Source organism: Bacillus sp. X1(2014) (assembly GCF_007678255.1).
In genome coordinates this window covers 117,281-130,749 of record NZ_VEED01000006.1, presented here as the reverse complement: position 1 = coordinate 130,749, position 13,469 = coordinate 117,281, and the positions used below count along the sequence as shown (strand labels likewise).

Genomic DNA, 13,469 nt, shown 5'->3' with positions numbered 1-13,469 from the left:
TCGGCTGGAGCGCTCCAGTCCATACGCCGCTAAACGGGCGCTTGCGCTTTTTGTTCAGGTCGCTATGAAATTTGCCAACATGAATCTCTGAAATATATCAAAATTTAATAGTTTAAGATTCTGGCATTTTGTCCAAAATGAAGATATCGAAGGGACGGTGCTAGAATTGAAAAGTAAAATGATTGTTTGGGGATATCTTATCGTTTTATCATTAGGAACGATGTTGAATTTATATATGCCGAAGACGGAAGCAGCACAGAAGGAATCGATTGTGATTCCAGGGGAAGCGATTCGGCTTAGGATTCTTGCCAATAGTGATTTTGAAAAGGATCAAGCGATTAAACGGAAGGTGCGCGATGCGGTCAATGCGCAGATTACATTGTGGGTACAGGATTTAACTTCGATGGAAGAGGCAAGAAAGGTCATCAATGCGAAGCTTCCTGAGATTCAAGCGATTTCGGAAAAAGTGGTTCGTGACCAAGGGTCAACACAATCCGTGAAGGTCGAATTTGGCAAAGTTCAGTTTCCAACGAAATTATATGGTCAATTTTTATATCCAGCAGGAGAATATCAAGCAATTTTGATTACTTTAGGTTCAGGTGAAGGGGCGAACTGGTGGTGTGTGCTTTATCCGCCATTATGCTTCCTGGATTTTTCAAATGGTGTGGCTGTAAGTGATGGGTTTGAAGAGAAGAAGGCGAAGGCAAAAACAGTAAGTCCGGAAAAGCAGCAGGTAAAGGTGAAAAAGGTAAAAGAAGAGGCTGAGACGGCGAAGGATGAAGAAAAAGAGGTTAAGGCTGAGTCTAAGAGAAAAGTGGCTAGGGTCAACGAGGAAACCGTGGTGAAGGAAGAAAAAGCAACTGTGAAGCATGAACAGGCAGCAGTAACGGAAGAAAAAGAAGCTGTGAAGCACGAGCCAGTTGCAGCGAAGAAAGAAAAAGTTGTTGAGAAAAAAGATCAAGTCGTGAAGAAGCCGGAGAGGCCAATTGAAAAAGCAGCGCCTGTGTTCAATGTGTTAGAGATAGAGGAAGAAGAGCCGGTGAAAGTGGCTAAAAATGAAGCACCAGTCTATACGGCAGAGGATGAAAAGCCGGTAGAAGTGAAGTTTTTCGTGGTAGAGATGTGGGAGAAGTTGTTTAACTAGGCCGGTTCCAATCGTGGAGCTGGTTTTTTGTTGTGCTGCGCATACTTTGAATAAAATTTACTAGATTCCCGAATCTAGCGGTTCTATTTTTTCTATGTCATCCATATTCATACAGTAGAATCTGAAAAAGAGGTGGATGATAGGATGCAGGCATTGATTCGCAGGGCTAAAAGAGAAGACTTGGACAATTTACGAGCGTTTTTATCACGAGCGAACCTGGGGACGGATGGATTAAATGATGACTCGATCGACTATTTTTTGTTGTTAGAAGATGAAGGCGGGACATTAAAGGGGTCGCTGGGGATGGAGGCATTCACGGAATTTGGTTTGTTGCGATCTCTCGTGGTGTCACCTGGACAAGCTGAGAAGGAAATCTTTGTTCTTTTTGATCAAATGGTGCAATTGGCGAAAGAAAAAGGGATGAAAGGTTTGTTTTTGGCAACTAATAAGAGCGTGGCCTTACCGTTTTTTGAGTTAATGGGCTTTCAGAGAGCCCGCCGGGAGGAATTACCTAGCGAATTTTATCAGTCAGAACATATTCGACACGTTTTAAATGTGGATAACTCACTATTTTTAAAATTTTCATTATAATTGTGGATATATCCACAAAGTTATCCACTTTTTCACGGAAGTTGTGCACAATTTGTGGATAAGACTTGTATTTATGCACACCTTCTTTTATACTTTCAAACATATTAAGTGAAAAATATGAGTCTAGGTGACTAAATTCGCCAAATTTCGCTAGTAGACTCGTTTGAGATAAAGGTGGATAACTATGAACACGAAAGTCTGGAAAGTGGATAAGTATGTGGATAAACTTGAAAATAATCCACAAGTTGTGGATGCAGCAAATTTTTTACGGGATAACGAAGTGGTGGCCTTGCCGACGGAGACGGTTTATGGACTGGGCGGGAATGCGAAAAGTGATGCGGCGGTGGAAAAGATTTTTGCCGCGAAAGGCAGGCCGAGTGATAATCCACTGATTATCCACATTGCGGATAAAAATCAGTTGAACGCATTTGTGGCTGAAGTTCCGGAGAAAGCGGAACGATTGATAGAAGCTTTTTGGCCGGGACCGTTGACGATTATTTTTAAAAGAATAGAAGGTGTTCTGTCTGAAACCGCAACAGCAGGTTTAGCGACGGTTGCGGTTAGGATGCCGGACCACCCTGTTGCGCTGGCATTGTTGAAAAGTTGTGGATTGCCGATTGCGGCACCGAGTGCGAACAGTTCGGGCAAACCGAGTCCAACAACTGCCGATCATGTTTTGGACGACTTAAATGGAAAAATTGCGGGTGTGATTGACGGCGGCGCCACTGGAATTGGCGTGGAATCAACGGTGGTTGATTGCACGGAGGGGATTCCGGTGATTTTGCGGCCGGGCGGGGTAACGAAAGAGCAGCTCGAATCCGTTGTTGGTGAAGTTCATGTTGATGCCGCGTTAACCGATGAAGCGGCGCGGCCGAAAGCCCCGGGAATGAAATACCGCCATTACGCTCCAAATGCCCCGCTTTTTATGGTATCAGGCACCACGAAATTTCTTCAAGGATTGGTAGTAGAAAAGCGGCAGGAAGGGTTGCGGGTCGGAGTGCTGACGACGGAAGAGAATGCCGGGTTGTTCGAGGCCGATGTGGTGCTTCCGTGCGGGAAAAGGGCTGAGCTTGAGACAGTGGCAGCCTCACTTTATGACACGTTACGAAGATTTAATCTAGAGAAGGTCGATATCATTTATAGTGAGGTCTTTCCGAACACAGGGGTCGGACATGCCATCATGAACCGCCTTCAGAAGGCAGCTGGAAATAAATTGATTACAGAATAGCCGCGGCCACCAGGTTCTCCCGATAAAAAAGGGAAGCCTGGTGGTTTTTTTGTGGTGTCAGGCACCAGTCGGTATTTTTATAACAAATTTTGGAATTAGAAGGATGGGATAAGCGGTATAATAGATGTAAGTGAGGTCGATTCTAGTTCTTCAATATGACTTCTAAAATAGTTTGGACGTGCATATGCTTAGGTTAGTTAGTCCAAGGGGGCGAAGTCCGAATGTCTGAAATGATTAGTGAATTAATAACTTTGATGTTAATGGCGTTTGCGCTAGGGATGGATGCATTTTCAGTCGGGCTTGGCATGGGAATGTACAAACTTCGGCTTAAGAAAATATTCAATATCGGGATAACAATCGGCCTATTCCACGTCTGGATGCCGCTTTTGGGTTTGATCGCTGGAAAATTTTTATCAGATAAGTTTGGTGCGTTTGCGACCTTTATCGGCGGTTTTCTGCTGATTTTGCTCGGTATACAAATGGTCTGGTCGACTCTTAAAAAAGGGGAGGAGAAGGTCATATCCCCGGTTGGCTTTGGCTTGTTGATCTTTGCCTTGAGCGTAAGCCTGGATAGTTTTTCTGTTGGACTTACTTTAGGTATTTATGGTGCGAAAACAATCATGGTGATTATCTGTTTTGGTATCATGGCAACCGTGCAAACGTGGTTAGGATTACTGCTCGGCAGAAAGATGCAGGGCTGGGTAGGGGCATATAGTGAAGCAATTGGCGGCGCGATTCTCCTTGCGTTTGGGATAAAGCTGCTCGCCCCGTTCTTGTAAGGAAGAAATCCTCGGCCTGCCTATGGTAAAATCATTTACATAAGAATCTTTCAATGAGGAGGCACACACATTGCAGCGCATTTTATTTGTATGCACAGGAAATACCTGCAGAAGTCCGATGGCTGAAGCAATTTTGAAAAATAAACAAATGGACGAAATCGAAGTGAGGTCAGCAGGAATCTATGCAGTTTACGGTAGTGAGGCATCCGCACATGCGAAAAAGGTGCTCGATGACAATGGGATCGCGCATAATCACCGTTCCAGCTTGCTAACCCGAGTCGAAGTTGATTGGGCCGACCTCATCCTCACCATGACATCTTCACACAAGATGGCGATTCTCCAGCAATACCCGGAAGTGGGTACGAAGGTCTTTACCTTAAAGGAATACAGCGGAGAAAGCTTTAACCCTGATGTGGTCGATCCTTATGGCGGCTCACTTGCGATGTATAAACAAACCTTTCGTGAATTAGATGAATTAATTGACAAGGCGATTGGAAAACTAAAGTAATACTTGCTGGAATGCTCTCTTTCTTTAGAAGAGGGCTTTTATTTTTGAACAGGAACTTTCTATTTCGGCGAGGGTATGTCAAAATAAATCAGGAGAGCGGAAGCGTCCAATTGTTGCGGGTGCTGCGCTGGGACATACATAGTAGAAAAATGAAAACAGGAGGGATTTTTTCATGAAAGTAGCTTTAGCATCAGACCATGGCGGGGTTAATCTTCGCAAAGAAATCGCCAGCCTACTCGTAGAGCTTGGCATTGAATACCAAGATTTTGGCTGTGAGTGTGAAACATCTGTCGATTATCCAGATTACGCACTGCCTGTTGCAGAAAAAGTGGCGAAGGGCGAATTTGACCGTGGTATCCTGATTTGTGGGACGGGCATTGGCATGAGCATTGCGGCCAATAAGGTGAAAGGGATTCGCTGTGCACTGGTTCATGATACATTTAGTGCCAAAGCAACGCGTGCCCATAATGATTCCAATATCTTAGCAATGGGCGAACGCGTCATTGGCCCTGGCTTGGCCCGTGATATTGCCCAAGTCTGGTTGACGGGGGAATTCGAAGGCGGCCGCCATGCAGGCCGGGTTGGTAAAATTGGTGAATACGAGGATAAGCACCTTTAATTCAATTAAGATCAAGAGTCGAACGCGAAATCTGTTAGGGGAGGGTAAGGCTTATGATTCAAGAAAGTGACAAAGAGCTGGAAGCAATTTTAACAGAATTCAAAGAACAGGCCGATTTGAGGCCAGGACAACTGATCGTGGTCGGCTGCAGCACCAGTGAAGTGATCGGGGAGCGAATCGGAACCTCTGGGACAGTCGAAGTCGCTGAAATGATTTTTCTCGGCCTAAAAAAACTTCAAGCGGACACGGGTATTGATCTGGCGTTCCAATGCTGTGAGCATTTAAATCGAGCCTTGGTCGTAGAACGTGTGGTGGCAGAGGCCAAGCGCTTTGATGAGGTTTCGGTTGTCCCTGTCCGTAAAGCAGGTGGGGCAATGGCAACCTATGCCTTTGGAGCGCTGGAGGATGCAGTCGTAGTGGAGTTCGTTAAGGCAGATGCCGGAATCGACATAGGCAATACCTTGATTGGCATGCATCTAAAACATGTTGCCGTCCCTGTCCGCGTGACGCAAAAAAAGATTGGCCAGGCACATGTAACGCTTGCTAAAGTACGTCCAAAACTGATTGGCGGGGCGAGGGCTGTATATGAGCGCGAAACCGACAATTTAAGCTGTACATAAATTTTATAGTGCTTCACAATTGGGTGTCAGGCACCATGATAGGCTGGTAAATTTTAATAGAACAGAAAAGGTTTTGATGTAAAACACGAATATTATCTTTTAAAATTTTGGTTTTGTTCGGGAATTGAGAGTCTGTATAGATAAAAAGGTTCAACGTTGGTAAAAAAATAATTAAAAACCGAAAAATGTTTCTCTTTTAATTTATGAGTGTTTCGTGCTAAAATAAAAAAGAATTTTCGAACTTGTTAATAGTAGTCACTTAATATAAGGGGGATTTTTTGTCATGAAGCATTTGCCTCAAGCGGATGAACAGGTTTTTCAAGCGATTCAAAAGGAATTAGGTCGTCAACGCTCTAAGATTGAATTAATTGCCTCAGAAAACTTTGTTAGTGAAGCAGTCATGGAAGCACAAGGCTCTGTGTTAACGAACAAATATGCAGAAGGCTATCCAAACCGTCGCTATTATGGCGGCTGTGAATATGTTGATATCGTTGAAGACTTAGCTCGCAACCGTGCGAAGGAAATTTTCGGAGCGGAATATGTTAACGTGCAGCCTCACTCAGGTGCACAAGCTAATATGGCAGTATACTTCACAGTTCTTGAGCAAGGCGACACTGTGCTTGGGATGAACTTATCCCATGGCGGCCACTTAACACACGGCAGCCCGGTTAACTTCAGTGGTGTCCAGTATAACTTTGTTGAGTACGGTGTAGACGAAACTACTCACCGCATCAATTATGATGATGTCCGTGCCAAAGCTCTTGAACACAAGCCAAAGATGATTGTTGCTGGGGCGAGTGCCTACCCACGTGCGATTGACTTTGCAAAGTTCCGTGAGATTGCCGATGAAGTTGGCGCGTACTTAATGGTTGATATGGCGCACATCGCCGGCCTTGTTGCAGCAGGTTTGCACCAAAACCCAGTTCCATACGCAGATTTCGTGACTACAACAACGCATAAAACATTACGCGGCCCACGCGGCGGGATGATCCTTTGCAAAGAGGAATTTGGCAAGAAAATTGATAAATCCATCTTCCCTGGGATTCAAGGCGGTCCATTAATGCATGTCATCGCTGCGAAAGCCGTTGCTTTTGGTGAAGCATTGCAGGACAGCTTTAAAGATTACGCGGGCCAAATTATTGCGAATGCGAAGCGCCTAGCGGATAGTCTTCAAAAGGAAGGCTTGCAGTTAGTATCCGGCGGTACGGACAACCACCTCTTGTTAGTGGATGTAACGACACTTGGATTAACTGGCAAGGTTGCTGAAAAGGTCCTTGATGAAATTGGCATCACAGTTAATAAAAACACAATTCCATTTGATCAACAAAGCCCGTTCGTAACAAGCGGTATCCGTATCGGAACAGCGGCAGTTACAAGCCGTGGCTTTGCTGAAGCGGAAATGGACGAAATCGCTTCAATTATCGCGTTTACTTTGAAAAATCATGAAGATGAAGCGAAGCTTGAGGAAGCAGCAGGACGCGTCGAAGCTTTAACAGGCAAATTTACCCTATATCCAGAGTATTAAACATCTAAGAATCGGCCTCTAGTGGGCCGATTTTTTTTGAAAAATCTAACTAATTATTCTGATTTGCTCAATGGATTATTTTTCTGTAAAATGAGACGAAGTGTTCGTTAATTAAAAAAAAGGGGCGATAATAGTGGCCAAGGTATTTGTATTCGACCATCCATTAATTCAACATAAACTAACTTACATACGTGATAAAAACACTGGAACAAAGGAGTTCCGCGAGCTTGTTGATGAAGTTGCCACATTGATGGCGTTTGAAATTACAAGGGATATGCCGCTTGAGGATATCGATATCGAAACACCTGTTTGTCCAGCAAAATCCAAGGTGCTTTCCGGTAAGAAAATCGGGATTGTACCAATCTTGCGTGCAGGAATTGGAATGGTCGACGGTATTTTGAAATTGATCCCAGCTGCGAAAGTAGGCCATGTTGGTCTTTACCGCGATCCTGAAACATTGATGCCTGTTGAATATTATATTAAGCTGCCAAGTGATGTCGAAGAGCGTGATTTCATCGTGGTGGACCCAATGCTGGCAACGGGCGGTTCGGCGATAGAAGCAATTCGCTCCCTGAAGAAGCGCGGCGCAAAACATATTAAATTTATGTGTTTAATCGCAGCACCAGAAGGCGTAGATGCAGTCAAGGAAGCACACCCTGATGTCGATATCTATATCGCTGCATTAGATGAGAAATTAAATGACCACGGCTACATCGTCCCAGGTCTAGGTGACGCTGGGGACCGATTGTTTGGTACGAAATAGGGTCCTTTTTTGAAAAAGTCGAGAATTTACCCTCGGCTTTTTTTGTTTTTTCGTTAAAAGTCTCATATTGTATAAAATTACAGCTTGAAATGATTGGCCATCTTTGGATTATTAAACGACTACGCTCTTCAATGGGAAGAAGTTTGATACCTTTCGGGCGAATTCTAGAGTGTAATGAGCGAATTTTATGACTTAATGGGCGAATTTAGTGATTCAATGAGCGAATTTAAAAAACATCTTTTGCATACTTTCCCTCTTCAATGAAAACGATATGGAAAAAGGGGAAATCTGCTGATGAAACTTCTACTTGCATTACTGCTAGCTTTTCAAACTCCTAAAATACTCATTCATCCTTCCATTACCAAAAGCACGCAGGAAACCACAGCGATTATTATTCTGGACAAACCACAAACTGAACAGCAAATCCGGCAGCTCATTAAACCATATAAAGACATTAAGCTGCGCCGAGTCTATCACGACGCCCTAGATGGATTCTCCATCCAAGGCAGTGCTGGAACACTTGCCAAGCTTGCAGCCAGCAGCCAGAAACAAATCATCAACGTTTCACCAGTCATCCAATATCAGGCCCAAACTGAAGAGAGTGTGAAGATTATCGGCGGGGAGGAAGTCCGCAGCCTTTTCGATAAAAAAAATCAACGGCTTACCGGTAAAGGGGTCACGGTGGGGGTGATTGATACGGGTTTCGACTATACGCATCCTGACCTTAAGCGCAACTATGCTGGCGGCCGCGATTTGGTGGACAATGACCGCGACCCGATGGAGACGCTTGCCCTCGGTAAGGCGACCATTCACGGGACCCATGTCGCGGGTATCATTGCGGCTAATGGAAAAATTAAAGGCGTCGCACCGGAGGCGAAAATTGTAGCGTATCGGGCGCTTGGGCCGGGCGGGGGCGGAACGACAGAGCAGGTGCTTGCCGCGATAGACCAGGCCATCAGAGATAAAGTCGACATTGTTAATCTTTCCCTTGGAAATGATATTAACGGACCTGACCTGCCGATCAGCCTTGCTCTTAACCGTGCGGTCGACCGCGGCATCGTCGCAGTGGCAGCCTCAGGGAATTCCGGGCCAGATGTGTGGAGCGTCGGTTCACCAGGGACGGCCTCGAAAGCGATCTCGGTGGGGGCATCGACGCCAACCCTCGAGACACCATATATATCTATAGAAGGAAGTCGGGAACAATTCCAAATTGAGCCGATGGAAGGCTCAGCCACATGGAACCTCGACCGTTCCGTAGACATAGCCGATGGCGGTCTTGGACGGCCTGGTGAACTGAAAAATGTCGATGGGAAAATTGCTCTCATCCAGCGGGGTATCTTAACTTTCACACAAAAAGCGGAAAATGCCCAAAAAGCGGGGGCAAAAGCGGTGCTGATCTACAATAATATCAGCGGGGGCCGCTTCATGGGAAACCTGGACTCTCAGCTGACCATCCCTGTCGGGGCACTCGCGAAGGGTGACGGAGTTATTTTACTAAGAGAAATAAAAAAACAAACGACCTCGGCACGAGTCTTAGTCAGTGAAGAGCGGGACCAGCTCGCCGACTTCAGCTCGCGCGGCCCAGTGACAGGGTCATGGGAAATCAAGCCGGATATTGTCGCCCCCGGGGTGGCAATTAATTCAACGATTCCGGGCGGGTATTTGTCTTTGCAGGGGACGAGCATGGCCGCACCGCATGTCGCGGGTGCTTGTGCGTTAATCAAGCAGGCCCACCCGGATTGGACACCGGTGCAGATCAAAGCGGCTCTGATGAATACGGCAATTCCTCTGGCTAAATCAAGCAAAGCAGCGAATCCTGGCCAAAGCTATTACCGCACCTTTGAACAGGGCGCCGGCCGCATTCAAGTTGATGAAGCGGTTAAAGCGAGCACCCTCGTATCGCCTAGCAGTATCCGCTTTGGGAAATTTACTGAGCAGAGTGATGTCCAGAAAGCCTACCTCCATGTAGAAAATACCGGTTCACGCACCCAACGCTATTCCTTCGATATCCCGCCGCACGTCGATGGGCTCCACTGGCGGCTGCCGTTATCGTTTACGCTCGAACCAAAGCAAACGAAGGACATCACCGTGGAGTTAACGGTTGACCCGAACGTGTTTAAGGGGAAAATTCATGACGGCTATCTCAAGCTCCAGGCAGGAGCAGTAGCTGTTCGTATTCCTTATCTATATGTGTTGGAGGAGCCGAACTATCCGCGCGTGATGGGCTTTGATTTTACGAATGGTGACAAACCGGGGCAGTATCGTTATGAGGTGTATTTGCCAGGCGGGGCAGAGGAATTTGGAATTGCATTGTTTAACCCAGAGGATTACCGCTTTGTCGGGTTTTTAGATACAATTACCAATGTGAAAAAAGGACTAATTCACAGGGACATTCCAAACGATCAGCTTCCACGGGACGGATCCTATCTGGTGAAGGTTTTTGCAAAAAAAGCGGATAAAGAGGATTTTCTCGAGCGGATGATCACAATTGAGAAAACGCAAGACTAAAACCATGCCCTTTCCCGGGCATGGTCCACTATATTTATAAACCATAATAAAAGTTCATAAAATTGTACCATTAGTATAATTCTAAACGTTCACAAAATAGACACAAAATGGGCAAATTTCATTCACATTTTACAATACAATAGGGATGTTGGATAAAGTTCTGAAATGGAAAAAAATTCAGCGAATAGTTTGTGGCATAATTCACGTAAATTCATTGACATTGACAGGGCGCTATTGTATGCTAACAAAGGGTGTAAATGATAGGGTTTTCATGTAAAAATATCTATTTAAAGATAGTATTTGGCTATGAATTTTTACCATTGCCCGCTTGGCATTCTCTCCAAAGTGAGGATGTGTTTAAATGCGTAAAAACAACCGCAATCCGTTACAAGCTATGGCTTTAATGTCCGCAATTGTCTCCCAGTTAGTAGGTTCCATTCTAATAGGTATTTTCTCAGGCAGATGGCTGGATCGCCATTGGGGCACCGAGCCAATTTTCTTAATAATCGGACTGCTCATCGGTCTTGCAGCGGGCACCTATTCCATGCTTCTTTCAATCCGCCATTTCTATTCAGGAGAAAAATAACTATGCCAGATTTCAGAGTCATGTTCAACAGACAGCGCAAATGGATTTTTTACTTGTTGTCCATTTATGTTCTAGGCTGGGGCTTCACTTCATATCAAACCGTATTTTCAGGACTGATTCTTGGGACATGCTTTGGTTATCTAAACATATGGATCATGGTTAGAAAGACGGAAAGTTTTGATAAAAAGGTTACAGAGGGCAAAAAGCCTAAGTCCTTAGGGTCGCTCTCAAGAATGGCGATGGCTGGAATTGCCGCGTTAATCGCCTTAAGATATCCAGAGCAATTCAATATGATTTCCTTAGTGGTAGGATTGATGACATCCTATATTGTCATTATGATAGATTATTTTTACCATGCTTTGCATGTACATAAATGAAGCGGAAGCGAGGTGAGTTTACATGCATCATGAGGCTCCAGAATTTGAATTTATGGGTCTTTGGTTTAATGGCGCAAACATGCTGATGATTTCGGTTGCTAGTTTAATCGTTTTCTTAATAGCAGTCCTTTCTACACGGAAGTTAGCAATGAAACCTACAGGGATGCAAAACTTCTTTGAATGGGTGATGGACTTTGTGAAAGGGATCATCAACAGTACAATGGACTGGAAAGAAGGCGGAAGATTCCACATCCTTGGTATTACATTAATTATGTATATTTTTGTATCCAATATGTTAGGTCTTCCATTTGCAATCGTGATTGATGAAAAGCTTTGGTGGAAATCACCAACAGCCGATCCAATCATCACTTTAACACTAGCAGTTATGGTATTGGGACTATCCCACTATTATGGCGTCAAGTTAAAAGGTGCAAAGGGTTATGGAGAAGGGTTCTTCGCTCCGATGAAATTCTTATTCCCTTTGAAAATCATTGAGGAATTTGCCAATACGCTGACTCTTGGTCTGCGTCTATATGGTAACATTTACGCTGGTGAGTTGCTTTTATCACTATTAGCAGCAGGTTTAGCGCATCAAGGTATTGCCGGTACGATCGCAGCGATTCCGCTGACAATGGTATGGCAAGGGTTCTCTATTTTCGTTGGTACCATTCAAGCTTATATTTTCACAATGTTAACAATGGTTTACTTGGCTCATAAAGTGAGTCACGACCATTAATAATACACCGTTCATTTTTATGAACAATATAAAAAAATAATTTATGTTTCATACATTTAAGGAGGAAAAAAAGTAATGACAGGATCAATTGGTGTTTTAGCAGCAGCAATCGCAATCGGTTTAGCAGCAGTAGGAGCAGGTATTGGTAACGGTCTTATCGTAGGACGTACAGTAGAAGGTATCGCTCGTCAACCAGAACATCGTGGTTTACTACAAACAACAATGTTTATCGGGGTTGCGTTAGTTGAAGCATTACCGATTATTGGGGTAGTTATCGCGTTCATGGTATTAAACAAATAATTTAGGCAAATACACATTGGCGATGATCAACAAATCCTCGCCATTCATTTATGCGTTTTTTCTATCGTTAAGCAACTCTTGAAAGGAGTGAACCGAGGGTGTTAACAAACAGTTTTGTATTAGCGACTGCTGCTGAAGGCGGCGGCCACATTAATACTGGAGATATCTTCTTCCAGCTCATCGTTTTTATTGTTTTGTTAGCCTTGCTCAAAAAGTTTGCTTGGGGTCCATTAATGGGCATCATGAAACAACGTGAAGAGCATATTGGTAACGAAATTAGTGCGGCAGAAAACAGCCGTTTAGAAGCACAAAAGATTTTACAAGAGCAGCGCGATCTTTTAAAAGAAGCTCGTAATGATGCTCAAAACCTAATTGAAGGTGCGAAAAAGCAAGGCGATATTCAGCGTGAAGAAATTATCGCAGCGGCCCGCACTGAAGCTGAACGTATTAAAGAATCAGCTAAGCTTGAAATTGAGCAGCAAAAAGAAAAAGCAGTTGCCGCGATTCGTGAGCAAGTTGCGTCCCTGTCTGTATTGATTGCTTCTAAAGTTATTGAAAAAGAAATCACTGCAGCAGACCAAGACCAACTGATTAACGAATATATTAAAGAGGCAGGAGAAGAGCGATGAGCAACTCTATGGTAGCTAAGCGCTATGCGTTGGCTCTTCTAAATATTGCAAAAGAGACGAATTCGCTCGGAGTTATTGAAGAAGAACTTCGTGTAGTGAAAGAAGTTGTACAATACAATCCTGAATTAAAAGCCATCTTAAATTCTTCTAAGCTTTCACTTGCAAAGAAAAAAGAAATTATTAAGACTGCTTTCGCATCAGTTAATGTAAATGTACTCAATACACTGTTGATCTTAATCGACCGCCACCGTGAAGACCAAATCATTGATTTGGCAGATGAATTTTTAGAGCTAGCAAACGAAGAGATGGGCGTTGCCGAAGCTGAAGTTTACAGCACACGTGCATTAACGGATGCGGAACGCGAAGCCATTTCATCTGTATTTGCTGCTAAAATTGGCAAAAAGTCACTAAAAATCGAAAATATCGTTGATTCCAACTTGCTTGGCGGCATCCGCCTTCGCATTGGAAATCGTATATATGACGGGTCGTTAAGAGGTAAACTCGATCGTTTAGAACGTAAATTGTTAAGCTAGATTCGAAAGATTAGGGGTGAAAC

Annotated in this window: 16 protein-coding genes; all 16 read left to right on the top strand. The window is 44.2% G+C overall.

Features of this window, described 5'->3' with window-relative positions; all coding sequences use genetic code 11:
* Positions 1–157 precede the first annotated feature (157 nt).
* The 16 genes from spoIIR (at position 158) to FS608_RS13670 (ending at position 13,446) form a co-directional block, all read left to right on the top strand.
* Positions 158–1,144, top strand: a complete 987-nt coding sequence (spoIIR, locus tag FS608_RS13745) for a stage II sporulation protein R (RefSeq protein WP_260871683.1) — start codon at positions 158–160, stop codon at positions 1,142–1,144.
* Between the two features lie 144 nt (positions 1,145–1,288).
* Entirely contained in the window at positions 1,289–1,735 is a 447-nt protein-coding gene (locus FS608_RS13740; protein WP_144551667.1) for a GNAT family N-acetyltransferase, read from the top strand.
* Positions 1,736–1,919: 184 nt separating this feature from the next.
* Complete coding sequence (locus tag FS608_RS13735; protein WP_144551664.1) at positions 1,920–2,963, top strand: L-threonylcarbamoyladenylate synthase; 1,044 nt, start codon at positions 1,920–1,922, stop codon at positions 2,961–2,963.
* A gap of 221 nt (positions 2,964–3,184) precedes the next feature.
* The gene (locus tag FS608_RS13730; RefSeq protein WP_144551661.1) at positions 3,185–3,742 is read left to right on the top strand and encodes a manganese efflux pump MntP; all 558 of its coding nucleotides are present in this window, start codon (positions 3,185–3,187) and stop codon (positions 3,740–3,742) included.
* Positions 3,743–3,812: 70 nt separating this feature from the next.
* Positions 3,813–4,250: a low molecular weight protein arginine phosphatase gene (locus FS608_RS13725; protein ID WP_144551658.1), complete on the top strand. Its 438-nt coding sequence runs from the start codon at positions 3,813–3,815 to the stop codon at positions 4,248–4,250.
* Between the two features lie 172 nt (positions 4,251–4,422).
* Entirely contained in the window at positions 4,423–4,869 is a 447-nt protein-coding gene (gene rpiB / locus FS608_RS13720; protein ID WP_098571531.1) for a ribose 5-phosphate isomerase B, read from the top strand.
* Between the two features lie 53 nt (positions 4,870–4,922).
* Positions 4,923–5,489: a TIGR01440 family protein gene (locus FS608_RS13715; protein ID WP_144551655.1), complete on the top strand. Its 567-nt coding sequence runs from the start codon at positions 4,923–4,925 to the stop codon at positions 5,487–5,489.
* Between the two features lie 283 nt (positions 5,490–5,772).
* Positions 5,773–7,014 (top strand): serine hydroxymethyltransferase, encoded by a 1,242-nt coding sequence (glyA, locus tag FS608_RS13710; protein ID WP_144551652.1) that lies wholly within the window; start codon positions 5,773–5,775, stop codon positions 7,012–7,014.
* Between the two features lie 133 nt (positions 7,015–7,147).
* A complete protein-coding gene (gene upp, locus FS608_RS13705; RefSeq protein ID WP_144551649.1) occupies positions 7,148–7,777 on the top strand; it encodes a uracil phosphoribosyltransferase in 630 nt (209 codons plus the stop codon).
* A 294-nt stretch (positions 7,778–8,071) separates the two neighbouring features.
* Entirely contained in the window at positions 8,072–10,285 is a 2,214-nt protein-coding gene (locus FS608_RS13700) for a S8 family serine peptidase (protein ID WP_144551646.1), read from the top strand.
* A gap of 361 nt (positions 10,286–10,646) precedes the next feature.
* Positions 10,647–10,871 (top strand): AtpZ/AtpI family protein, encoded by a 225-nt coding sequence (locus tag FS608_RS13695; RefSeq protein ID WP_026568215.1) that lies wholly within the window; start codon positions 10,647–10,649, stop codon positions 10,869–10,871.
* Between the two features lie 2 nt (positions 10,872–10,873).
* Positions 10,874–11,248, top strand: coding sequence for an ATP synthase subunit I (locus FS608_RS13690; protein WP_144551643.1), 375 nt, complete (start codon positions 10,874–10,876; stop codon positions 11,246–11,248).
* Between the two features lie 22 nt (positions 11,249–11,270).
* Positions 11,271–11,984, top strand: a complete 714-nt coding sequence (atpB, locus tag FS608_RS13685) for a F0F1 ATP synthase subunit A (protein WP_026568217.1) — start codon at positions 11,271–11,273, stop codon at positions 11,982–11,984.
* Between the two features lie 87 nt (positions 11,985–12,071).
* Positions 12,072–12,284: a F0F1 ATP synthase subunit C gene (gene atpE, locus FS608_RS13680; RefSeq protein ID WP_373561650.1), complete on the top strand. Its 213-nt coding sequence runs from the start codon at positions 12,072–12,074 to the stop codon at positions 12,282–12,284.
* Positions 12,285–12,382: 98 nt separating this feature from the next.
* The gene (locus FS608_RS13675; RefSeq protein ID WP_144551640.1) at positions 12,383–12,913 is read left to right on the top strand and encodes a F0F1 ATP synthase subunit B; all 531 of its coding nucleotides are present in this window, start codon (positions 12,383–12,385) and stop codon (positions 12,911–12,913) included.
* Positions 12,910–13,446: a F0F1 ATP synthase subunit delta gene (locus FS608_RS13670; RefSeq protein ID WP_144551637.1), complete on the top strand. Its 537-nt coding sequence runs from the start codon at positions 12,910–12,912 to the stop codon at positions 13,444–13,446. The genes FS608_RS13675 and FS608_RS13670 overlap by 4 nt, the downstream gene beginning before the upstream one ends.
* Positions 13,447–13,469 lie beyond the last annotated feature (23 nt).